Source organism: Amycolatopsis antarctica (genome assembly GCF_002262875.1).
Taxonomy (GTDB): Bacteria; Actinomycetota; Actinomycetes; order Mycobacteriales; family Pseudonocardiaceae; genus Amycolatopsis; species Amycolatopsis antarctica.
This window is the reverse complement of record NZ_NKYE01000005.1, coordinates 71,094-94,457: the sequence shown is the minus strand read 5'-3', so window position 1 is coordinate 94,457 and position 23,364 is coordinate 71,094. Positions and strand designations below refer to the sequence as shown.

At 71.1% G+C, this 23,364-nt stretch carries 17 protein-coding genes; 7 read left to right on the top strand and 10 right to left on the bottom strand.

Going from position 1 to position 23,364, the window contains the following annotated elements; all coding sequences use genetic code 11:
• Positions 1 to 9: 9 nt before the first annotated feature.
• Together CFN78_RS10130 and CFN78_RS10125 are read left to right on the top strand one after the other, a co-directional pair.
• The gene (locus tag CFN78_RS10130; RefSeq protein ID WP_094862690.1) at positions 10 to 1,116 is read left to right on the top strand and encodes a DegT/DnrJ/EryC1/StrS family aminotransferase; all 1,107 of its coding nucleotides are present in this window, start codon (positions 10 to 12) and stop codon (positions 1,114 to 1,116) included.
• On the top strand, positions 1,113 to 2,075 hold the full coding sequence (locus CFN78_RS10125) for a Gfo/Idh/MocA family protein (protein WP_094862441.1): 963 nt from the start codon (positions 1,113 to 1,115) through the stop codon (positions 2,073 to 2,075). The genes CFN78_RS10130 and CFN78_RS10125 overlap by 4 nt, the downstream gene beginning before the upstream one ends.
• 157 nt (positions 2,076 to 2,232) lie before the next feature.
• Here CFN78_RS10125 and CFN78_RS10120 read toward each other — a convergent pair whose 3' ends face one another.
• Positions 2,233 to 4,023 (bottom strand): AfsR/SARP family transcriptional regulator, encoded by a 1,791-nt coding sequence (locus CFN78_RS10120; RefSeq protein ID WP_165777506.1) that lies wholly within the window; start codon positions 4,021 to 4,023, stop codon positions 2,233 to 2,235.
• A gap of 147 nt (positions 4,024 to 4,170) precedes the next feature.
• Between CFN78_RS10120 and CFN78_RS10115 the strand changes: the two genes are divergently transcribed.
• Together CFN78_RS10115 and CFN78_RS10110 are read left to right on the top strand one after the other, a co-directional pair.
• Positions 4,171 to 6,297, top strand: coding sequence for an AfsR/SARP family transcriptional regulator (locus tag CFN78_RS10115; RefSeq protein ID WP_094862438.1), 2,127 nt, complete (start codon positions 4,171 to 4,173; stop codon positions 6,295 to 6,297).
• Positions 6,298 to 6,412: 115 nt separating this feature from the next.
• Positions 6,413 to 7,162 (top strand): glycoside hydrolase family 16 protein, encoded by a 750-nt coding sequence (locus CFN78_RS10110; RefSeq protein ID WP_165777505.1) that lies wholly within the window; start codon positions 6,413 to 6,415, stop codon positions 7,160 to 7,162.
• Positions 7,163 to 7,370: 208 nt separating this feature from the next.
• On the opposite strand, the gene CFN78_RS10105 is transcribed toward CFN78_RS10110, so the two are convergent.
• From CFN78_RS10105 to CFN78_RS10070, 8 genes are all read right to left on the bottom strand, one after another.
• On the bottom strand, positions 7,371 to 8,003 hold the full coding sequence (locus tag CFN78_RS10105; protein ID WP_094862689.1) for an acyltransferase: 633 nt from the start codon (positions 8,001 to 8,003) through the stop codon (positions 7,371 to 7,373).
• Positions 8,004 to 8,026: 23 nt separating this feature from the next.
• The gene (locus tag CFN78_RS10100) at positions 8,027 to 9,226 is read right to left on the bottom strand and encodes a glycosyltransferase family 4 protein (RefSeq protein ID WP_094862435.1); all 1,200 of its coding nucleotides are present in this window, start codon (positions 9,224 to 9,226) and stop codon (positions 8,027 to 8,029) included.
• Between the two features lie 40 nt (positions 9,227 to 9,266).
• Positions 9,267 to 10,211 carry an NAD-dependent epimerase/dehydratase family protein gene (locus tag CFN78_RS10095; protein WP_094862434.1) on the bottom strand — a complete coding sequence of 315 codons (945 nt, stop codon included), beginning with the start codon at positions 10,209 to 10,211 and terminating at the stop codon, positions 9,267 to 9,269.
• Positions 10,212 to 10,268: 57 nt separating this feature from the next.
• Complete coding sequence (locus CFN78_RS10090) at positions 10,269 to 11,396, bottom strand: DegT/DnrJ/EryC1/StrS family aminotransferase (RefSeq protein ID WP_094862432.1); 1,128 nt, start codon at positions 11,394 to 11,396, stop codon at positions 10,269 to 10,271.
• A gap of 169 nt (positions 11,397 to 11,565) precedes the next feature.
• Positions 11,566 to 12,309: an ESX secretion-associated protein EspG gene (locus CFN78_RS10085; RefSeq protein ID WP_094862430.1), complete on the bottom strand. Its 744-nt coding sequence runs from the start codon at positions 12,307 to 12,309 to the stop codon at positions 11,566 to 11,568.
• Positions 12,309 to 13,682, bottom strand: a complete 1,374-nt coding sequence (locus tag CFN78_RS10080) for a hypothetical protein (RefSeq protein WP_094862429.1) — start codon at positions 13,680 to 13,682, stop codon at positions 12,309 to 12,311. Before CFN78_RS10080 ends, CFN78_RS10085 begins: the two co-directional genes overlap by 1 nt.
• A gap of 1 nt (position 13,683) precedes the next feature.
• Complete coding sequence (locus CFN78_RS10075) at positions 13,684 to 14,334, bottom strand: DUF3558 domain-containing protein (protein ID WP_094862428.1); 651 nt, start codon at positions 14,332 to 14,334, stop codon at positions 13,684 to 13,686.
• Entirely contained in the window at positions 14,331 to 14,882 is a 552-nt protein-coding gene (locus CFN78_RS10070; protein ID WP_094862426.1) for a hypothetical protein, read from the bottom strand. Before CFN78_RS10070 ends, CFN78_RS10075 begins: the two co-directional genes overlap by 4 nt.
• A 260-nt stretch (positions 14,883 to 15,142) precedes the next feature.
• Here CFN78_RS10070 and CFN78_RS10065 point away from each other — a divergent pair, with 260 nt between their 5' ends.
• From CFN78_RS10065 to CFN78_RS10055, 3 genes are all read left to right on the top strand, one after another.
• Positions 15,143 to 16,591, top strand: coding sequence for an ArnT family glycosyltransferase (locus CFN78_RS10065; protein ID WP_094862688.1), 1,449 nt, complete (start codon positions 15,143 to 15,145; stop codon positions 16,589 to 16,591).
• Positions 16,592 to 16,641: 50 nt separating this feature from the next.
• Complete coding sequence (locus CFN78_RS10060; protein WP_094862425.1) at positions 16,642 to 19,761, top strand: ATP-binding protein; 3,120 nt, start codon at positions 16,642 to 16,644, stop codon at positions 19,759 to 19,761.
• A 168-nt stretch (positions 19,762 to 19,929) separates the two neighbouring features.
• A complete protein-coding gene (locus CFN78_RS10055; RefSeq protein ID WP_094862423.1) occupies positions 19,930 to 21,531 on the top strand; it encodes an MFS transporter in 1,602 nt (533 codons plus the stop codon).
• 74 nt (positions 21,532 to 21,605) lie between these two features.
• On the opposite strand, the gene CFN78_RS10050 is transcribed toward CFN78_RS10055, so the two are convergent.
• On the bottom strand, positions 21,606 to 23,240 hold the full coding sequence (locus tag CFN78_RS10050) for a carboxylesterase/lipase family protein (RefSeq protein ID WP_094862422.1): 1,635 nt from the start codon (positions 23,238 to 23,240) through the stop codon (positions 21,606 to 21,608).
• Positions 23,241 to 23,364 lie beyond the last annotated feature (124 nt).

Genomic DNA, 23,364 nt, shown 5'->3' with positions numbered 1-23,364 from the left:
AGACTGCCGATGATTCCCATTACCGTGGTGGATGTCCGCGACGCGGAGTCCCTTGTGGTCGAGGTGCTGCGATCCGGCGCTATCGCGCAGGGCCCGATGGTCAAGCGCTTCGAAGAGACATTCGCCGGCGTGGCGGGCGCGAAGCACGCCGTGGCGGTGAACAACGGCACGACCGCGCTCGTCGCGTCCCTGCAGGCGCTGGACCTCCAGCCGGGCGACGAGGTGATCACCTCGCCGTTCACCTTCGTCGCGACGCTGAACGCGATCCTGGAGGCGGGCGCCACCGCGAAGTTCGTCGACATCCGGCGGGACGACTTCGCGATCGACCCGGACGCGGTCGCCGCCGCGATCACCCCGCGGACCAAGGTCCTGATGCCGGTGCACCTCTACGGCCAGACCGCGGACATGGGCAAGCTTGTGCCGCTGGCGGCCGAGCACAACCTCGCGATCGTCGAGGACTCCGCGCAGGCGGTCGGCGCCGCGTTCGACGGCAAGCGGGCGGGCAGCTTCGGCACCGGCTGCTTCTCGCTGTACGCGACGAAGAACGTCACCACCGCCGAGGGCGGCGTCATCACCACCGACGACGACGACCTCGCCGACCGGCTGCGCGTACTGCGCAACCAGGGCATGCGTGCCCGCTACCAGTACGAGATGGCCGGTCACAACTACCGGATGACCGACCTGCACGCCGCCGTCGGCATCCCGCAGCTCGAGAAGCTGGACGAGCTGACCGCCGCCCGCCAGCGCAACGCCAAGCGGCTCTCCGAGGGACTCGCCGGCACGCTCGGCCTGGACCTCCCGCAGGTGCTGCCCGGCCGCGACCACGTGTGGCACCAGTACACCGTGCTGGTCGGCCCGCACGCGTTCCTCTCCCGGGACGAGCTGGCCGCCGCCCTCACCGAGAAGGGCATCGGCAACGGGATCTACTACCCGAAGATCGTCTTCGACTACGACTGCTACAGCGGTCACCCGCTGGTCCCCGGCGCGAACGTCGCGGACTTCCCGGTCGCGGCCGCCGCCGCGTCGCAGGCCCTCTCCCTCCCCGTCCACCAGCACCTTACCGAGGAGCAGGTGGACACCGTCATCAACACCGTTCGCGAGGTACTCGGCACATGACCCACCGCATCGCACTAGTCGGCACCGGGACGATGGGGTCCCTGCACGCGCGTGTTCTCTCGCAGAACGAGCGCGTGTCGCTGACCCGGGTCGTCGACCCGCGCGAGGAGGCGGGCAAGGCCTGCGCCGAGCGCTTCGAGACGAACTGGACGCCGGAACTCGGCGATCTGTCCGATGTGGACGCCGTGGTGCTGGCCTCGGCCACCGAGGTGCACCACGAGCTGGCGCTGCAGATCCTCGAGCAGGGCAAGCCGCTGCTGGTGGAGAAGCCGGTGGCGAACAGCCTGGAGAAGTCCAAGGAGATCGTCGAGGTCTCCCAGGCCAAGGACGTCCCGCTGATGTGCGGGCTGCTGGAGCGCTACAACCCGGCGGTGATGACGGCCCGTGCGCTGGTCAACGAGCCGATCCACCTGATGGCGCGGCGGCACGGCCCCTACGCGCCGCGGATCAAGACCGGTGTCGCCTGGGACCTGCTGGTACACGATGTGGACATCGCGATCCAGTTCTTCGGTGGCCAGACGCCCTCGCGCGTCACCTCCGGTGCCGGCTACTTCCACCCGCAGTCGGTCGCGGGCGCGGAGGACACCATCGAGACAGTGCTGTCCTTCCCGGCCGGGCTGGCCACGGTCTCGGCGTCCCGCCTCGGGCAGAAGAAGGTCCGCTCACTGGTCGTGTCCGAACTGGACCGGCTGATCGAGATCGACCTGCTGCGCCGCGACGTGACGATCTACCGGCACGTCTCGCACGACTCGGCCACCGCCGACGGCCTCGGCTACCGCCAGCAGACCGTCATCGAGATCCCGGAGCTGATCACCGCCCGCGAGCCGCTCGCCACGCAGCTCGACCGGTTCGCGGACCTGCTGGAGGGCAAGGTCGACGCCGCCACGGAGCGCGCCTCGATCCTGCCTTCGCACCAGGTCGTGGCGAACGTGCTGGAGCAGGCCTGCACGCCCGCGTGACACCACGCTGACGTTCCGCTGAAGGGCCGGCATCCCCAGGGATGCCGGCCCTTCAGCGTTCTGGCCGAACGTCCACAATGTACGTCCATATTGGACTGACCGGTCAGGCCGCCGGTGGCCCGGCGCACACCCCCAGGGCACGCCGGACCACCACCGTTCAGCCGGTCACCGGGACGGTCGCCGACCGAGGAGTGAACTGCTCCGAGACGTACGCCTCGACCAGCGGATGCAACCGGTACCCGCCGGTGGCGGTGTCCTCGACGAGGTTGGCCTCCGCCAGTGAATCCAGCACGGCGGGCCGCGGCGGGGCGGCGGCCGCGTCACCGTGGCCTGCCAGGTCCCGCAGGGCGCACTGTTCGGCGACGGTCAGACGCAGCCACGAGGGATCGAGCAGCGAGTCCAGGCCGCGTGCGTCGGCGGGCGTGATGCGCATCAGGCCGCCCGGCGCGGCGACCCGCTCGGCCATCGCCGCGAAGGTCAGCGTCCCGCGGTGCCGCATCCGCCCGGCAATGGCCGTCAGCAGGGCAGGCGAGCCGTCGCAGGCCTTCACCAGGCGCGCGACGGCGTCCGGCTCCCGTGCCACCCGGTCGCCACCCGCTCCGTGGGTCAGCAGCGAGGTGGCGGCGGCCTCGTCCAGCGGCGCGAGCGACAGGGCCGCGCCCGCCGGCAACGCGGGCAGCGAGCGCCGGCCGGCCACCAGCACCGTGCAGTTCGGCGCGGACGGCAGCAGCGGACGTACCTGCTCGGTGCACTCGGCGTCGTCGAGGACCAGCAGCACGCCACGCTCGGCAGCGGTGTGCCGCCACAGCGCGGCCCGCTCCTCGACGCAGTCCGGCAGGTCGGCGGCGCAGTGCCCGGCCGCGGTGAGCAGGCGCCGCAGGGCCTCGTCGGGGTGCATCGCCGTCCGCCCCGGACGGTGCGCGCGCAGGTCGAGGTGGAACCGGCCGCCGGGGTGCCGGTTGCGCAGCCGGGCGGCCACCTCCAGCACGAACGCCGTCTTGCCCACGCCCGGCATCCCGTCGACCACGGTGACGTTCGCCGACGTTCTCGGCCTGCGCCTGCGTGCCGCCAGCGCTTCGAGCTCCCGCGTCCGCCCGACGAAGTGCGCGGGACCGGCGGGCAGGTCGTCCCGGCGGCGGGTGTCCGCCGCGACGGCTTCCCGTCGCCGCTCGGCCGGGGCGCCCAGGTCGCCCAGCGCCGCGTCGTCCCCGCGCAGCACCGCCTGGTGCACCGACGCCAGTTCGTGCCCGGACTGGACGCCCAGTTCCTCGCGCAGCCTGCCGTCGGTCTCGGTGTAGACGGCCAGCGCCTCCGCCTGCCTGCCGCCGCGGTAGAGCGCGATCATCAGCAGCGCCGCCAGCCGCTCCCGTAGCGGATGTTGTACCCGCAGTGACCGCAGTTCGGCGGCGCCGAGGTCGCCCTCGCCGCAGCGCAGGCTCAGCTCGGCGCGGTGTTCCAGGGCGGCGAGGCGCTGCTCACCCAGCCGCAGGCGCTCGGCGGCCAGCAGCGGCCCGGGCAGCCCGGCGAACGGGTCGCCCCGCCACAGTTCGAGCGCGGTGTCCAGGCAGGCGCGGGCCTGCTCGGGGCGTCCGGCCGCACTGTGCTCCTTCGCCTCGTCGACGGCGGCGCCGAAGCGCACGGTGTCGAGGTCGCCGGAGTCGAGGCGCAGCAGGTAGCCGCCGCGGGTACGTTCGATCTCGGGGGTACCGGCCGCGCCGAGTACCCGGCGCAGGCGGTAGACGTAGGTCGAGATCAGGCGCGCGCCGCTCGGCGGGAACTCGTCGTCCCACACCCCGCGCAGCAGCGCGTCGGTGGGCACGACCTGGTTCGCCCGGCAGAGCAGCACCGACAGCAAGGCACACTGACGGCGTGGGCCGAGGTCCAGGGGGTCGCCCGAGCGCGTGGCCTGTAATGGTCCAAGGAGCGCGAACTTGATGGAATCCGTCACCGTCACGAGCATCCGGATCCGGGTCCAGGGACGGTCAGGGCCGGTTCATTACCGGTACATTGGCAGGTACATGCAACGTCGCGACGGGCCGCGATCGTCCAACTACACTCGATTGGACCAGCTCAGCGGCGATGTGAGGGAGCGGTGATGACCGAAAGCGAGACCGATACTCCGGTCGGCTTCTGGGTCCTCGGACCGCTACAGGTCCGCGATGCCAGGGGCGAGATCGTCCCGGTGTCCGCGGACAAACCCCGCCGCCTGCTCACCGAACTCCTTCTGCGACGGAACGCCTGGGTCGACACCGACGTGCTCGTCGAGGCGCTCTGGGGCGATGCTCGCGTGCCCGCATCGGCCCGCGGCAATCTCAAGACCTACGTCCACCAGTTGCGGCAACTCCTGCCCGGCGAGGGCGCGGCCTCCCCGATCTCCAGCAGGCGCGGCAGCTACCTGCTGACCACCGAGCACGGCCAGCTCGACTCGGACGTCTTCGAGGCTCTGATCGCCGGGGGCAGGGCCCGGCTGGACGCGGGTGACGCCCGCGGTGCCACCGCCTCCTACCGGCAGGCGCTCGACCTGTGGCGCGGCGATCCCGGCCGGGGCGAAGACAACCCCGTCGCCGAGGCGGCCGCCGCCCGGTTGCGCGAACTGCGCTGGTCGGCCCGCGACGGGCTGGCCGACGCGCTGATCGCGGACGGCGGTGCCGATCAGGCCGTGGCCATGCTGCGGGGCGCCGCCACCGAGGACCCGCTGCGGGAGGCGACCGCGGTCCGGCTGGTGACGGCCCTGCGCGACGCGGGCAGGCCGACCGAGGCGCTCACCGCGTACCAGGAGATCCGCGAGAACCTGGTCCGCGAGCTCGGGGCGGAACCCGGTGGCGCCCTGCGTGAGCTGCACACGAGCCTGCTGGCCGACACCCGGGGAGGACAGCCGCCCGCACCCCGGACCGTGCACCCGGCACCGGTGACGCACCCAGGGCTCGCCCGGCAGTTCCATGGTCGCGGTATTGACGCCGAGGCGATTGCCGGCGGCGTTGGCGACAATCCCGAGTACGACACCGGTACGAGGACTTCCCGCCGCCTTGCCAGCAACCGCCTCGATCACGAATCCCATCGACCGAGAATTGTCGGGCGCGCCCTCGTCGACGAGCCCGAGCACCGGCCGCACCCTTCGGCTCTGCGACGCGGTTTCTCCAGGCGCCCGGTCGCGATCCGGGCGGCGGCCGTGGTCTGCGCGCTGGCGCTGCTCGTCGTTGGCGCGGTGTTCGTCGTCGACCGGGCGACCACCTCGGATCCGATGCTCGCCGGGAGCAGCAACGCGGCGCCGGGCGGCCAGGATCTGAGCGGCGTCGCAAAGAAGCGTGCCGTGCCGGGGTATCCGGCGGACACCACCCGGCCGCCGAGCCTGCTGTTCGGGCTCGGACCGGAGGCCACCGTCGCGCAGCAGCAGCCGCTGGCGGGCGAGACCCCGATCGGCCTGTACACGACCTGGTACGACGGGCCGGAGGAACTGGCCAGGTACGCGAGCTGGAAACAGCAGGAGATCCCCCAGCTCTACGCCGAGGGGAAGTCGCTGCACCTGATCGTCGCCCCGGATCTGGAGAAGTCCCCGCCGGGGCCGGTGGACACCCCGTTCGGGCCGGCCTGCGGAGTGGAACACCTGCTCTCGCCGGGCTTCCTCGAGGACATGACCCAGCTCGCCCAGTCGTTCGCCGGGCGCGCCGAGGACCCGCCGCTGTACGTGTCGATGTTCAACGGGCTGCTCAAGCTCAACTGCAACGACAGCGTGTACGAGCCGGACGCTCCGACGAAGAACTACTACCGCGCGCTGAGCAAGCGTTACCTCGAAGTCCGTCAGGTGTTCCACCAGTACGCGCCGAACGCGCGCGTCGCGCTGAACTGGGACGGCTGGCAGGCCTCGGCCGACCAGGAGGCAGGCGGTGCGGGCAACTCGTTGATGGACCAGTTCACCGATGCCCTCAACGCCTCCGACTTCCAGAGCTTCAACGCCTTCGAGGACACCGACAACGCTCAGGACGTCAGCGACATGGTGCGCTACCTCGGCCGGTTCGGCCCAGTGATGGTGTCGAACTTCGGGCCGTACGAGGCGCCGGACATCACCCGCGGCGACCTGGACACGGTGTTCGAACCCGGCAACCTCGGCAGGCTCACCGCCGAGGGGCTGTTCGCCTGGAGTTTCTGGGAACAGAAGTATCTCGACACCGCGCCGGATCTGTATCCGAAGGCGAAGGACATCGTGACGCGATACGCCCGCTGACCGGTTCCTGCCGGAATCTCGTCAACATCTGTCCGTTTCATCGAGTTGTCGGTCAAATTCCATCCACTCCTCGTACGGTCGGCCGAGACCTACCGACCCACGTCGAGGAGAGACCGTGACCGTGAAGACTTTCCGCCGGCTGCCTGCCATCGCGCTCGCCGCCGTCGCGGTGATCACCCCGGTTCTGGCCGGGACTCCCAGTCAGGCAGCGACCCTGCAGGCAGACGAAGGCGTCACGGCCGCCGAGAAGTTCGGCTGGACGGACGCACTGAACCGCGAGGACAACTTCGACACACTCGACCCGGCGTGGGGCCTGTACGACGGCCCCGGGCACGCGGGCAACGGCGTCCGCTCTCCGGAGCAGGTCGGCGTCCAGGACGGCATCCTGCGCATCGACGGCACCGAGGACGGCACCACCGGCGGGATGGCCTGGGACGAGGGCCAGCTCCACGGCCGCTGGGAGACCAGGGCCAAGTACACGGCGGGCACCTCCGCCTACCACCAGGTGCTGATCCTCTGGCCGGACGCCGAGGACTTCCCCGTCGGCGGGGAGATCGACTACTCGGAGGTCTCCGACTCCGAGCGGCAGAACCTGCAGTTCTTCCTGCACTACGGCGAGAACAACGACCAGGTGCAGTCCGAGACGGCCGTTGACATGACGCAGTGGCACAACTACGCCGTCGAGTGGACCCCCGAGCACATCATCGGCTACGTCGACGGTGTGGAGTTCTTCCGCTCCGAGGACCCGAAGACCCTGCCGCCGCGGGCGATGCACCCGACCATCCAGCTCGACTGGTTCCCCGAGGACGGCGAGGCCGGCCCGGGTTCCATGGAGGTCGACTGGATCCGGCAGTACACGCTCTAGGACTTTCCAGCCGCGAGGGGCGCAGAGCCTGTCGCGTCCGGCCCCGATCCCGGCCGGCCGCGACAGGCTCTGTCCGCGTCCACCCCCCGGCGCCCAAGCCCACACCGCAATACGTCGACATATTGCGAAGCATCGTGCACAAGGCATCGCAATATGTCGACGAATTGCGGTGGCGGGCGGCGCAATACGTCGACGAATTGCGGGGGTGTTACTCCGCCGGGGTGGTGAAGTCGCCTGCGGGGGCACCCCAGGTGGGCGCGTCGCCGCGTTCCTCGGCGAGCTTGCGGCGACGTTCGTTCTCGCCCTTCACCCTGTCCACTTCGGACTGGATGTACTCGTCGTCGTAGCGCTGGAACACCCGCGCCGGGTTGCCGGAAACCAGCGTCCGCGGCGGAACGTCCTTCGCCACCACGGAGTTCGGCTGCACGGTCGCGAAGTCGCCGATCGTCACGCCCGCCATGATGACGACCAGCCCGCCGATGAAGCAGCCCTTGCCGATCTTCACCGGCTTGCGCTCGATCAGGTCGCTGCCCGAGTGGTTGGACAGCGTCATGTTCGCCAGCCAGCTCGAGTGCGTGAAGATCAGCGTGTTCAGCCCGATGCTGGTGTGCTCACCGATCTCCAGGCCGCCGCTGGCATCCAGCACGGCTCCCTCGCCGATCCAGCAGTGCTCGCCGATCGTCAGGTTCTGTGGGCTGACGATCTTCGCCCGCTCACGGATCCGGGTGGACTCCGGCAGGCCGTACAGGGCGGCGCGTTCGGCGTCGTTCATGTACTGCCCGACCAGCTCGGTCAGGATCTGCGGGCGCAGCTTGCTGCTGCGCTCGTCGTCGAAGAACATCCTCATCCCATCAGTGGAACGTTCTAGGAACGCTTCGGAGCGTCCGCGATCAGCTTCTCGAAGGTCCGCAGGTGCTCGTCGGCGACCACGTCGAGACCGAAGTTCTCCCGCACCATGGTGCTCTCGGCCTTGGCCAGCGCGGCCCGCTTCGCCGGGTCGTCGAGCAGGCCGATCACGGACTCGGCCACCTGCGCGGAGTTGTCCGGTTCCACGAACAGCACGTTCTCACCGTTGCGGAGTTCGATGCCCGGGTAGTTGTCCAGCGCGGCGGAGGCGATGGTGGCGGTGCCGGAGAGCATGGCCTCCAGCGAGGCCGTGCCGCAGCCGCCGTTGAGGTCGTGCGTGACGATGTCGGCCGCGTCGAAGTACGAGGGAACGTCGGCCTTCGGCACCGCGCCCTTGACCACGAACGCGTCCTTCACGCCAAGCTCCTCGGCGCGCTTGAGGAACGCGTCGTGGTAGACGCGGCCGACCACGACGACCTTCGTTCCCGGGTGCTTCTCCAGGATCGCCGGCATCGCCTCGACCAACGGCAGCCTGTTGCGCAGCGGGATGATGTGGCCGAGCGAGACGATCAGCGGGGCGTCCGCGGCGATCTCGTTGTCGGCGCGCACGTCCAGCGTCAGCGGCTTGTCGAAGTGCGCGGTGTCGACGGCGATCGGGAAGTACTCGGAGTTCGCGTCCGAGGTCTTGTACCGCTTGACGCAGTAGTCGACCCCGAGCTTGTCGAGGATGACGTACCGCGGCTTCAGGTACCGCATGATCGGCCGTACCAGCGCCGCGTCCAGGAAACGGAACACGGCGCTGTACAGCTTCTTGTCACTGATCAGCAGGGTGTGGATGGTGAGCAGGATCGGGATGCGGCGCTTGCGCGCGTACCTGCCCACCAGCCACGACAGGTCGAAGAACTGCCCGTGCAGGTGGATGGCGTCCGGCTTGAACTCGTCGAGCAGCTTGCGCAGTGTGCGCCAGTTACCCGGCTTCACCGAGGCGAAGGTCATGTCGAAGTCGATCGACAGGCCGAGCTGCGGCATCTTCATCGCCGGCAGCCGGACGACGCGGTAGCCGTCCTTCTCCTCCTCGGCGGGGGCGTCCTCGTAGGCGGCCGTCACAGCCAGCACCTCGTGACCGGCGGCCGCGAACTGCTCGGCCAGTGACGCCGACATGTGTGCGCTCCCGCCCACCCGCGGTGGGAAGAAGTTGTTGACTACCACGATCCGCATTGCCCGCCCTTTCGCCGGCCCAGCCACCCGCTCGGACAAGCTACTTGCCCGCTGCGGGGTCCGACGCGCGGACCAGCTCGGTCATGCCCTGCTCCACGGTGATGGTCGGCTCCCAGCCGAGCATCTCCTTGGCGCGGGTGATGTCGGCGGCACGGCGGGACACCAGCACGTCCCGCTCGTTGAACTGCGGCTCCACGTCCACGCCGACGGCGTCGATGAGAATCTTCGCGAGCGTGGCGATCGAGGTGTCGATGCCGGTGCCGATGTTGATCGGCTTGCCCGACTGCTCGGACTCCATCGCGTCGACGACGGACCGGGCCAGGTCGGTGACGTGCACGAAGTCCATCGACTGCTCGCCCTTGCCGTCGATGACGGGGGCGTGGCCGGCGCGCAGGCGCTGGATGAAGTGGTTGATCACCGAGGTGTAGTACGCCTCGATCTTCTGGCCGGGGCCGTACACGTTGAAGAAGCGCAGGGCGTTCCAGGACAGGCCCTTCTGACGCTGGTAGAAGCCCAGCAGGTCCTCACCGGCGCGCTTGGAGATGCAGTACGGCGTCAGCGGGGCGAGCGTGTCGTCCTCGTGCATCGGCAGCCGCTCCGGGTCGCCGTAGACGCTCGCGGTGGAGGCGAAGACGAGCCGCTCGACGCCCTCGTCCGCGGCGGCGGCGAAGACGTTGTGGTTGCCGGTCATGTTGATGTCGATGGACTCGTGCGGGTCCGCGATCGACTTGTTGATCGACACCGTCGCGAAGTGGATGACGTGCGTGCAGCCACGGATGGCCTCGCGCACCGCGCCGCCGTAGCGGACGTCCTTCTCGACGAGCTCGACCTTGCCGGTCTCCAGCAGCTCGTTCACGCGCTGCCGGTCACCGCGCCCCATGTTGTCGTACAGCCGCACGGAGTAGCCGCGCTCCAGCAGGATCGGGATGACGTGCATGCCGATGAAACCTGCGCCACCGGTGAAGAAAACCTTCTTGTCGGACATTATCGCTGCATCTCCTAGTTAGCTGCGTCCGCGGATGTTCGTTGCTGCGTAAAGGGTTTAGCTGAGCTCACCGACGACGGCGCGCACAGCCTCGGAGACGCGCTCGACCTCGGTGTCGGTGAGGTTGGAGTGCATCGGGATCGCCAGGTGCCGCCTGAAGATGTCGGCCGAGACGGGCAGGTGCACGTCCTTGCCGTACACCGGCTGGACGTGCGAGGCGTAGGTGCCGAAGTTGCACTGGATGCCGCGCTCGCGCAGCTTCATCGCCACCTCACCGCGGCTGATCTCCGGGGCGATCGTGAGGATGTATGCCTGCCAGGGGTGCTCGCGGTCGGGCAGCACGGTGGGCGCCTCGACGCCGGCCAGGCCCTCGAACGCCTCGTGGTAGCGCTTGGCCACCGAGCGGCGGGCGCTCATCAGGTCGGGCAGGCGGTCGAGCTGCACGTTCATCACGGCGGCCTGGATCTCCGAGAGGCGGAAGTTGTACCCGGCCTCGTGGAACTCCGGGATCGGCAGCTCGTTCGAACCCTCGCGGCTGAACGCGGGCTCGATGCCGTAGGTGTGCAGCTTGCGGGCGTGCGCCATCAGGTCGTCGCGGTCGCTGACCAGCGCACCACCCTCACCGGCGGTGATGCCCTTGCGGCCGTGGAAGGAGAACGCGGCGAGGTCGCCGAGGCTGCCTGCCGGGCGGTTCTTGTAGGTGCCGCCCGCCGAGCAGGCGGCGTCCTCGAACAGCCACAGGCCGTGCTTGTCGGCGATCGCGCGGTACTCGTCGAAGTCGCCGGGCTGGCCCGCGACGTCCACGGCGAGGATACCGACGGTGCGCTCGGTGACCAGCGACTCGACGTGGGCCGGGTCGGCGCTCCAGATGTCCGGCCGGACGTCGGCGAACACCGGCGTCGCGCCCGCCTGGAGCACGGCGTGACCGGTGGCGGGGAAGGTGTAGTCGCCGACGATGATCTCGTCGCCGGGCTTGACGCCCAGCACCTTCAGCCCGAGGAAGAGGGCGGTGCCGCAGTTGCTGGTGGCCAGCGCGTGCTGCGTACCGACGGCCTTGGCGAAGCGTTCCTCGAACTTCTTGCAGGTCGGACCCGCACCGGCGAGCCAGCCGGACTTGAGGACCTCCGCCACCGCGGCGAGCTCTTCCTCCCCGACGGTGGGCTGGCCGAGGGCCACTGGACTCATCGACCGTACGGCCTGACTGTCAGACATACCTCTCCCGTTGCATTGGGTCGTCGCGAAGTGTATTAGGCCGCTCCCGGCGCTGGCAGCCCAGTACCCCGACGCATGGGGACGTGTCCGGGTTGCCCGGGTTGTGACCAACGGCGCGGTACCGGTGTCCGGGGCGAGCCGTTCAGGCCAGTTCGCGGCGGGCCGCGGCGAGAGCGACGAGGACCTCGGCGTCCCCGGCCGGGGCCAGGGTGAGCAGTTCGTCGCCGTGATGTGGCCGTGCGGTGAGCATCCAGCGGCCCTCGTCGGTGTCCTGGACCCGGATGGGAATGCGGCTGCTGCGCCGCGAACCGTCCGGCGGGCGCGTCTCGGCGTACAGCTCGGCGACCATCCGCGGCGGCAGGGCGGTGATCCGGCGGGCCTGGCGGACGGCGGGCGAGGGCTCGATGTCGTCGACGAAACCGCAGGGGTCCCACTCGGCACGCAGGAACGTGAGTGCGGGCGCGGTGGACTTCCACCACTCCGGCAACGTCGAGGCGAGCTGACGGCCGGGGTCCTCGTCGCGGAAGGTACGGATCCAGACGTCGTCCTTCTCCCGGACGGCGACCAGGCCGAAGCGCGGTTCGACGGCGGCGAGGACGGCGAGGGTGCCGCCGGTGCCGAGATCGCTGATCCAGCCGTACCGGGCCTCCGGCGGGGTGCTCAACAGCCTGGCCAGCTCGGCCAGCCCGGGTTCGTCCCGATCCCGGACGCCCCCGTACGCCGCGCGCAGGCGTGCCAGCTCGCGGCGGGTCCCGGCCGTCTCCGCCTCGTCCAGCCAGACCGGTTCCGGCGCGAGCACCACGTGCAGGTCACCGCCCGCGACCTCGGTGACCAGTGCGGCGAGGGACGAGGCCGCGAAACGTTCCGGCCGGGCGAACCACACCACTACCTGCCGATCACGGGCGGGGCGGTGGGCATGCCGGTCCGCGGATCGATCACCTTCTGACCCGGCTCGTCGGTGAGCTGGAACGCCTCGTCGTCGTCGAGTACGTACTTGCGCTGGTGCTCGTCCTCGTCGGCGCCCCTGCCCCGGCCGGCTCCACCGGCCGCACCCATCGGCGCACCGCCGGCACCGCCTGCCCTGCCCGCACCGGCGCCCGCGGCGGGGCCCTGACCCGGTACGCCGCCGGGCATACCGGCACCGGTGCCCCGGCCCGCACCGAGGCCCTGTCCCGCACCGGCGTTGCCGCCGGAGCCGGGCCCCGCGCCCGTTCCCGGGTTCGCGACCGTGCCGGCACCGGGGCCGAAGGAGCCGCCGCGGAAGCCACCCGTTCCCCCAGGGCCGCCGCCGGGAACCCGGCCACCCGCTCCGCCGGAGTTGCCGTTCGCACCACCGGGCAGGCCGCCTGCCCGGCCGGGCAGGCCACCTCGGCTGTACGGCGCACTGCCGTCCGGGCCACGCCCGGGCGGGTAGCCACCGACCGGGGGGCCGGGCTGCGCGCCGCCGCCACCCTGACCGGTACCGGGCGGCTGGTAGCCGGGCGGATACGGGCCCGGCGTGGGCGTCGGAGCGCTGTGCGAGGGCGCCGACTGGGAAGGCATCGTCTGGGAGGGTGCCGTGTCGCCGCGGGCGGGAGGCCGGTTCTCACCGCCGCCCGGCCAGGCGTTCGGATCGCCATTGCCACCCGGCGCCGGGACGGCGTTCGGCCCGGGGCGTCCGGCGTCGGGTGCGGGACCCGAGCTGCGCGGCTCGCCCGCTCCCGGCTGGTCCACCGGGCCGACCGCGTTCGCGCCGGAATCCATGGTGACGGCGAACTCGCCGGGATTGATCGTGCCGTAGTCGCTGGGCATCTGGCCGTTGCGCGTGCTGGTCTCCGCCCACCGGTTCATCGCGTCGACGTTCGCCTGCGCGGCCCGGTTGGACGTGGCGACCTGGTCCTCGTAGTTCGAGGAGGCGGCGCCGAGGGTGATCACGTCCCGGAAGCCCGACGGGGCCTCCGGCGCCGGTGGCACCGGCTGCACGGTGCCCTTCGTCCGATCGAACTCCCCGATCTGGTCACCGATCAGACCGTCGGCGAAGCGCATCTCCTCGCCCGCACGGGCATGGTGGACGGCCAGCGGCCCTGCCGCCCGCCGGGCGCCCCCGCCTGCCTCTCCCTGCCAGTGCTCCTCCATCGAGCCGGCGAGCTGCACGATCTGGTCGGCGATCTCGTGGTACTCGGACATGACCTTGTTCAGTTCCACCCGGCTACCGTTCAGCGCGTCCGGCCCCGGAGCGCCGGCGAAGTTCTCGTAGATCTGCTGACCGGTCATCGACATCTCAAGCCCCCTGCTTGATCGTCTCGATCACTGCCTCGGCAACGTTCTCCGCCGCCTTGCACCCGTCCTGCCCGGGGCGCCCCTGGATGATCGAGGTGAAGAACACCTGATCGGTGACCGCTACCGAAAGCCCACATCCCCCACCGGGACGATCATCGTTGATCGACTGGAACACAGCGGGATAACCGGATACCTCGGTGGGTTCGAAGTAGCCAGCGTCCCAGTGTCCTGTCTCGTCCAACTCGTACAGATTGCTGAGCCCGTTATCGATCGAAGTGTTGTAGGTCACACCAATCGTGACATCGTTGTTGGCTCCGGTATTCCACGAGCAGTTCGTATCGTCGCTACCAGGAAACTCTTGCAACCTGCCGGCATCATTCACCCCGAACTCCTGCTGCTGAGCGTTTGTCAGGCTCGCACAGGCATCGCCCTCGTACTTCGCGGTGTCGATCGGCTCCTGAACGGCTGGCGCCTTGGTGCCGCCACTCGACGGGCCGGGGGGAGGACCGGAACTCTCGGAGGCACTCGGCTGCGAAGGGGGCACCGCCGGCTGCCCTGACTTCTCGACTGAACAACCGAGAGCCAACACCCCTGCCGACACTGCACCCACCATCAGAAGGGCACGCTTCCTGTTACTCAACGATCCGGTCATTCGAACAGACTTCCAGTCCCGGTCGGCAGATTCGTGTCCGCACCAGCCTGATCCTTGAACACACCCGTCGTGTCATCTTCTTGCGTTACGTAGGTGCCGTTGGCCTTGCGCAACGCGTCGATGAACGACTGGGCGTACTCCCGCATGGCGCCTGCGTGTTCCGCAGCCACCAAGAGCGAGCGTCTGGTCGCGTCGGCCTGTCCGATCGCCGGGGCATCCAGCGACGGCGGCTCAACCCTCTCTGCTGCTCTCTTGAGGTCGTCAGACCGGTCGGCGATCCGGTCGCGGATGGCTTCGAACTCGGTGATCTTCGCGGCCAGCGCTTCCGGGTCCAGGGTGTAGCCGCCACCGGTGGTGCTGCCGGTCGGCGTCACCGACTCGACGAAGCCGCCGGGTGTCACGCCACCGTCACCGGCGCCCACCACGCGGTGTTCCGCCTCGGCGTCCCGGCGCGTGTCCACGACCTCGCGCTCCAGCTCCCCCTGGGCGCCGCCGTACATGTCCGCCCCGAGCACGCCGCTCAGGAACGCGTTCCCTCCGCCAGCCACGACTCCCCCTCGTGCAACGTCCACCAGCAGCGATCACCGTAGCGCGCCCACTCGACCACCCGCAGCTACTCCGCCCGAATCGGCCGACTCCGAGGCGGGATGACGGTTACCGCGCCGTTATCCTCGACCTCGTGCCGTCGACCACCACACCCACCGAAACCCCGGCGGACCAAGCACACCCGCCCCGGCCGGCGACGAAGCCCACCACGGACATCGCACCGTTCGCCAGGTTGCCGGTCCTAGCGGTGGCGGTGGCGGCGATGGGCCTGCTGCTGGCCTTCGCCGGACGGTACGGCTACCACGGCGACGAGCTGTACTTCGTCGCCGCGGGCAGGAACCTGGCCTGGGGGTACGCCGACCAGCCGCCGTTGCTGCCGGCCCTCGCGGGGCTGATGGACACGCTTTTCCCGGGTTCGGTCGTCGGACTGCGTGCTCCGGCGATCCTGCTCACCGGGCTGGGCGTGGTGGTGTCCGCGCTGATCGCGCGCGAGTTCGGCGGACGGTGGCGCGCGCAGACGATGGCCGCGGCGGCGTACGCCTGCTCCCCGCACCTGCTCGCCGGATCGGGCCACATCCTCGCCACGCACATGGTGGACGCGGTGCTGTGGACGGTGCTCACCTGGCTGGTCGTGCGGTGGACGCGCCTGCGTTCGCGGGGACGCCCGGACGACCGCCTACTGCTCTTCGCCGGACTGGTCACCGCGGTGGCGATGCAGGTCAAGTTCCTCGTCCCGTTCTTCTGGGTGGTGCTGGCGGTCGCCGCGCTGGCGGTCGGGCCCCGCGACCTGCTGCGCCGTCCGATGCTGTGGGCGGGAGCGGGGATCGCGGCGCTCGCCACCGTCCCGACACTGATCTGGCAGGCATCCAACGGCTGGCCGCAGCTCGAGATGGACAGGATCGTCGCCGGTGAGGCCTCGTTCGCCGGGGGCAGGCTGACGTTCCTGCCGATGGCCCTGGAGCAGGCGGGCATGGCGGTGGGCGCCGCCTTCGTGCTGTGGGGCGGGTGGCGGTTGCTGCGCTCGCCGCACCTGAGGCCGTACCGGTTCCTCGGCTGGACGGTGCTGGGCGTGACGCTGGTGTTCCTGGTCAACTCCGGGCGCCCGTACTACGTGGCTGGCCTGTTCGCCCTGTGCTTCGCGGCCGCATCGGCGGACATCGAGCGGCGGCTGCCCGCGCGCTCATGGGCGTGGCGGACGGCGATCCCGATCTACGCGGCCTCGGCGGCGTTCGCGATCCAGGGCCTGCCGGTGACCCCGCTGACGTACTACGCGGACAAGCCGTACCACCCGATGCAGATGGCGCTGGAGGAGTTCGGCTGGCCGGAGTTCGTCGACGACGTCGCGAGCACCTACCGCGCACTACCACCGGAGCAGCGGGCGCGGACGACGGTGGTGACCGAGACGTACTGGCACGCGGCGGCGATCGACCGGTTCGGGCCGGATCGCGGACTGCCGGAGGCGTTCAGCACCGGCCGCGGCGCCTGGTACTTCGGCATGCCGCCGGAGGACGCTTCGACGACGCTGTTCGTCGGCTGGAAACGCGGCGAGCTGCGGCGGCACTTCTCCGACGTCCAATGGGTATCCACTGTGGACAACGGGCACCGGGTCCCGAACGTCACGCAGGGCATGCCGATCTTTCTCTGCGAGGGCCGCAGGCAGTCGTGGGCCGAGTCGTGGCCGGAGCTGCGGCACATGTCGTTCCGCGCCTGAGCCTCGCCGCTTCCCCGCCGTCGTCCAGCACGACGCGACATACTGTCGCCATGCGGGTCGGTATCCTGGGTCCTACCGACGTGCGCGATCCCGATGGTCGCGCGCTCGCCGTGCCAGGGCCACGGGCCCGCGCGCTGCTGACCCTGCTGGCGCTCGGCGCGGGCTCGGTCGTCGGCACGTCCCGGCTGATCGACGGCCTCTACGGCGAGGCGGTGCCCTCCGGGGCGGTCAACGCCCTGCAGTCCCAGGTTTCCCGGCTGCGCCGGGCGCTGGGTTCCGGGGCCGCCGTGGTCGAGTCCCATGCCGGTGGCTACCGGCTGGCGGTCGATCCGGACCAGGTCGACGTGCACCGCTTCGCCCGTCTCGCCGCGGAGGGCAGGCAGGCCCTCGACGCGGGCGAGCCGATCCGGGCGGCGGCCCTGCTGCGGGAGGCGAACGCGTTGTGGCGCGGGCCCGCGCTCGCCGACGCCCCGCTGGCCGGCGAGCTGCCGTGGCTGGAGGAACTGCGGCTGGACGCGCTCGCCGACGGTTTCGACGCCCGGCTGCGCTGCGGGGAGCATGCCGGGCTGGTGGCCGGACTGCGGAAGCTGACGGCGTCCCATCCGCTGCGCGAACAGCCGCACGTCCTGCTGGTCCGCGCGCTGCACGGCGCCGGACGGACACCGGAGGCGCTGACCGCCTACGAGACGGCCCGGCGGATGCTGGCCGAGGAGCTGGGGGTCGATCCGTCGGCGGAGCTGGCCGCGGCGCACCTGGCCGTGCTCCGAGGCGAGCCCTCGGTGCCGGGGCGCTCGCGGCTGCCCGCGCAGTTGACCAGTTTCGTGGGCCGCGACGAGGAACTGGCCCGGGTCACCGAACTGCTGGAGCGGGGCCGCCTGGTGACGCTGACCGGGCCCGGCGGCACCGGCAAGACCCGGCTGGCGATCGAGGCGGCGGGTGGCGCCGGCCCTGCCGTCGAGGCCTGCCTGGTCGAGCTGGCTCCGCTGACCGATCCGGCGGACGTGCCGCAGGCGGCGCTGACCGCGCTGGGCCTGCGCGAGGTGGCGATACCGGTGCCGGTCCAGGAGCGGACCCCCGCCTCGCCGGTGGAGCGGCTGGTCGAGGCACTGACGGAACGGCCGGTGCTGCTGGTGCTGGACAACTGCGAGCACCTGGTGGAGGCCGCCGCTCGGCTGGCCGGGGCGCTGCTCGCGGCCTGCCCGCCGGTGCGGATCCTGGCGACCAGCCGGGAACCGCTGGGCATCACCGGCGAGGCGCTGTTGCCGGTGCCGCGGTTGCGGGCGGCCCCGCCGGGCACCGAGCCTGCCCTGGCGCTGGACTACCCGGCGGTGCGGATGTTCGCCGATCGCGCGGTGGCGGGGCGTCCGGACTTCACCCTCGACGGGTCCACTGTGGACGACGTGCTGCGGATCTGTGAGGCGCTCGACGGGCTGCCGCTGGCGATCGAGCTGGCCGCGGCCCGGTTGCGCTCGTTGCCGGTGGCCGAGGTCGCCGCCCGGCTGGACGATCGGTTTTCCTTGCTGTCCAAGGGAAGCCGGACGGCGTCCAGCAGGCACCGGACGCTGCGCGGGGTGGTGGAATGGAGCTGGGGACTGCTGGACGACGGCGAACGCGAACTGGCCGCCGGGCTGACCGTGTTCTCCGGCGGGGTGACCCTGGCCGCCGCGGAGCGGGTCTGCCGCGCCTCGGACGCTCTGGACGCGCTCAGCGGCCTCGTCGACAAGTCGCTCGTGGAGAGCATCGACGGCCGGTACCGGATGCTGCGCACGATCCACGCGTTCTGCGCCGAACGGCTCGCCGATTCGGGCCGCACGGAGGGACTGCGACGGGCGCACGCCGAGCACTTCCTCGCACTGGCCGAGACGGCCGCCCCGCACCTGCTGCGCGCCGAGCAGCTCGACTGGCTGGCGCTGCTCGACCCCGAGCACGACAACCTGCACGCCGCCCTGCGCTGGGCGATCGACGCCGACACACGGCTCGCGTTACGGCTGGCAAGCGTGCTGGTGCCGTACTGGTGGATGCGTGGCCGGCGGTCGGAGGGGGCGGTGCTGGCCGCCGAGCTGGCCGTCCGGGTCGGCACCAGCCCGCCGGACGACCTGGCGCAGGAGTACGCGACCTGCGTGCTCAACGCGCTGTTCGACCCGCCGGAGAACGTCCGGCTGCACGAGCATCTGCGGGTGGCGGAGCAGGTGGTGCAGTCGCTGACCGGCCCGCCCCGACAGCCGTTCGTGACGGTGCTGCACGCGGTCGTCGTCGGGCCGCCGGCGACGGACAGCGCGCTGCGGACCCGGATCGTGGCCATCACCGGGCGGGATCGGTGGACGGCGGCGCTGGCCCCGATGGGCCAGGGGATGCTCGAGTTGTACCGGGGCGATCTCGCCGGTGCGCGCAGCCTGCTCACCTCCGCGCTCGGCAGTTTCCGGGAACTGGGCGAACGGTGGGGACTGTCGATGGTGCTGGGAGCGCTGGGGCAGCTCGAAGGCTGGCAGGGACGTTGCGATCGGGCGCTCGAACTGATCGACGAGGCCGTCGGGCTGACCGAGGAGCTGGGTGCGATCCAGGAGACCGCGGACCTGTTCGCGATGCGGGCGGAGGCGCAGCTCGTCGCGGGGCGGGTGGACGGCGCGCGAGTGGACTACGAGCGCGCGGCCGAACTGGCCAGGCGGGCGGGTTCGGTGGACAAGGCGGCCGTTGCCCGGCTCGGCCTGGCCGAACTGGCGCTGGGGCGCGGGGAACTGGACGAGGCCGGGACGCTCGCGGAGCGCGTCACGCTCGTGACGGCGTCGACCCGGTTCGAGCTGGAGGAGACTCGGATGCGGGCGCTGAGCCTGCTCGGCCGGATCGCGGCGGCGCGCGGGAGGACCGAGGAGGCGCTGGCCCTGCACCTGCGGGGACTGACCGCGTCGATCGGCGGCCCGAGCGTGCAGGCGGCGGCGTACGCGCTGGAGGGACTGGCCGAGCTGGCCTGGCGGGACGGTGCCGTGGTGCGGGCCGCCCGGCTGCTGGGTGCGGCCGGGGCGCGGCGCGGCATCGGGCTCGCCGGCGCCACCGGTATCCACGCTCAGGTGCGCGACCGGCTCGGCGAGGCCGGGTACGAGCGGGAGCACGCGCACGGGGCCGGGCTGGACGAGGCCGGGATCCGGGCGCTGACCGGACTGCCGGAGGCCTGACCCCGGCGGTCAGGTTCGCGTGCTCGGACGGTAAGCGGTCTCGGCCAGACTCGCCGTCATGAGCGAACAGATCGTCGCCGGGGGCGACGTCACGACCATGCGCGACCTGGTCCGCCGGGGGGACCGGGTCGCCACCGCCGGTAGCGAGCCTGCCTTCGAGGTGATCCCATGACGCCCACGGCCAAGGCCGGCAGGCGGGAATGGCTCGGTCTCGCCGTCCTGGTCCTGCCCTGTCTGCTGGTCTCGATGGACATGTCCGTGCTCTTCTTCGGGCTGCCGTTCATCAGTGCCGAGCTGGCACCGACGAGTTCGCAACTGCTGTGGATCGTCGACATCTACGGCTTCCTGCTCGGCGGACTGCTGATCACCATGGGCTCCCTCGGTGACCGGATCGGCAGGCGCAGGCTGCTGCTGATCGGCGCGACCGCGTTCGGGGCGGCGTCGGTGGCGGCGGCGTTCTCGAGCAGCGCCGAACTCCTGATCGCCGCGCGGGCCGTGCTCGGTGTCGCGGGTGCCACGCTGGCCCCGTCCACGCTGTCGCTGATCCGCAACATGTTCCACGACTCGGCACAGCGCACGCTGGCGATCTCGGTGTGGACGAGCGGTTTCGCCGGCGGTGCCGTTCTCGGCCCGATCGTCGGCGGAATGCTGCTCGAGCATTTCTGGTGGGGCTCGGTGTTCCTGATCAACGTTCCCGCGATGGCGCTGCTGCTCGTGCTCGGCCCGTTGCTGCTGCCGGAGTTCCGGAACCCGGATCCGGACCGGTTCGACCTGATCAGCGCGGTTCTCTCGCTGGCCGCCGTGCTGCCGATCATCAACGGTGTCAAGCGGATCGCGGAGGACGTCGCCATCGGCTGGCCGGCCGTACTGTCCATTGTGGCCGGACTGACGATGGGCGCGCTGTTCGTCCGCAGGCAGCGGCGCCGCCCCGATCCGATGATCGACGTGAAGCTGTTCCGGAAGCGGTCGTTCTCGGTGTCGATCACCGTCGGTGTGTTGAGCACCTTCGCCATGCTCGGGTTCGCGCTGCTCTCCTCGCAGTACATGCAGCTCGTCCTGGGACTCGGGCCGCTCGAGGCCGCGTTGTGGAACCTGCCGACCTTCCTCGCGATGATGGTGAGCACGACCCTGGGCGCGCTGCTGTCCCGCGTCGTCCGGCCGGGATACGTGGTGGGCGCCGGGCTGGCGCTGACGGCGACCGGCTTCGTCATGCTGAGCCGCCTGGAGACCGGCACCGGTATCGGCTACCTGGTCGTCTCGGTGTCGGTGATGCTGTTCGGCATGGGTGCCGGGATGGCGCTGGCGACCGACCTCGTGATGGCCAGCGCACCGCCGGGGCGGGCCGGCGCGGCGTCGGCGATGGCGGAAACCGGCGGCGAGTTCGGCGGGGCACTGGGCATGGCGATCTTCGGGAGCATCGGGATCGCTGTGTACCGCGCCGACATCGCCGGGACCGCCCCTGCCGGCCTGCCGCCGGAGGCACTGGACGCGGCGGGCGAGACCCTCGGCGGTGCCGTGGCGGTGGCCGGTCGGGTTCCACCTGAACTCGGGGCCCCGCTGCTGGCCTCGGCCAGGGAGGCGTTCACCTCCGGCATCGGAGTCACCGCCGTCGCCGGTGCGGTGATCCTCGCGACGGCGTCGGTTCTGGCGGTGGTGATGCTGCGCGGTATCCGTTCGAGCGACGTCGCCGAGGCCACCCGTGCGGCGGAGACGCCGGAACAGGCCGGTGCCACGGCCGACGAAGGCAAGCGCGGAACGCCCGTCGGGTGAGCACCCGAGGGGCGTTCGCCGGCGCGGGCGCGCAAGCCACGCGCCCGCGTCGGCGAAACGGTGTCCGCTCCGGGTTACCGGTCGAACTTCGACCAGAAGCCGCAGTGGTGCTCGGCGGCCAGGTCGACCGGGCCGACGCCGCCCTCACCGGGGGCCAGCGACTGGACGTACGGCGGCTTGTCCTTCCGCTCGAACTCCGGCCAGTCGGCGCCGGGCCTGCCGGTGGCCGCGAACTCGCTCCAGTAGCCGATCATCCGCTCGGAGAGCTGCTGCTGCGCGGGGTCCAGCGGCGCGGGGAAGCCGAACAGGTCGAACAGCGACCACAGGTCCGAGGCGTGCTGGGCGCCCATCGGCATCTGCGGCGGGGCCGGCGACAGCGGCGGAGCCTGCGGGTCGGCGTACTCGTAGTGGAACACCGGCACGTGCCGGGACAGGTTGCGCGAGGTGGTGAGCTGGTTGCACGTCCACTTGCGGTCGGTCGCGATCGCCGACCAGGCGAGCGCGGCGGAATCGTAGGCCTCGCGCGGATACTCGGCCCGGACCTTCGCCTCGTCCTTGCCGAAGGTCTCGGTCATCACCTCGTCGAAGGTCTGCTCGGTCATCGGCTGCCGCTGGTTCTCCCCCGGCCCCTGGTCGTAGACGGCCGTGGAGGCGGTGGACTCGTCGTGGGTCTGACCGGAAAGCACGGGCACCCGGTGGAACCAGCCCCTGCGCACCGCGTCCGCGGGGTGTGTCGGCAGCACGCGGGTGCCGTAGGCGGGCCTGATGAACTTGCCCTGCGACTTCAGCAGTTCCTCCACCGGCAGTCCGCGCAGGCACTCGATCGTCTCCGCGTCGTCCCCCTCGGGACAGCCCGCGCCGGTCGCCGTCTCGCGTCCGCGTGCTTCGACGGTGGACAGCGGTTCGAAGATCGCCGCTTCCTGGTCGCCGCGGAACTCGAGGTTGGCCAGCCAGTCGAGGTCGCACGCACCGCTCTGGGTGATGGCCTTGTCGAACAGCCCGGTGGCCGAGGGCGAGGTGAGGTGGGCGCAGTTGCTGATCGCGCCGGCGGACTGGCCCGCGACGGTCACGTTGCCCGGATCGCCGCCGAACGCGGCCGCGTTGCGCCGGACCCAGGCGAAGGCGGCCTGCTGGTCGGCCAGGCCGTAGGTACCGGAACCCTTCAGTCCGGAGTGGCCGAAGTAGCCGAACACGCCGAGCCGGTAGTTGATCGTGACGACGACGGCGTCACCCTGCTCGGCGAGGCGCTGCGGCCCGTAGTTGCTGCCGGTACCCATGAAGTAGCCGCCGCCGTGCACCCAGACGATGACCGGCTTCGGCCCCTTCTTCGTGCCGGAGGGCGAGGTGACGTTCAGGTACAGGCAGTCCTCGCTGAGGCTGCCTTCGGCGACCTCTCCCGGTGCCTGCGCGCAGGGCGTACCGGGCTTGCTCGCGTCGCGTTCCCCCTCCCAGCGCGCGGCGGGCCGAGGGTCCTGCCACCGCATGTCGCCGACCGGCGGGGCGGCGTACGGGATTCCCTGGAACGAGCGGGTGCCCGCGTTCTCCGTACCGCGCACCGCCCCGGACTCGGTCCGCACCACTGTCCCGCCGGTGCCCCCGGACCCGCCCGGGTCCGGCGCCTCGGCATGACCGACGACCGGCAGCAGACCTGCCGTCACCCCGGTCAGCGCCGCGAGCGCGAGCAGCCCTCGCTTCGTCCACGTCCGCATCCCTGTCACCCCTCGTTCGGTGTGTCTTTTTCCTACCGTCGAGTTCACTCGCCCGGGGGCAACGCCACCAGCGCCGAACGCGGCGAGCCGTACCGACGAAAGTGAGTGCCCACGGTCCGGGGCA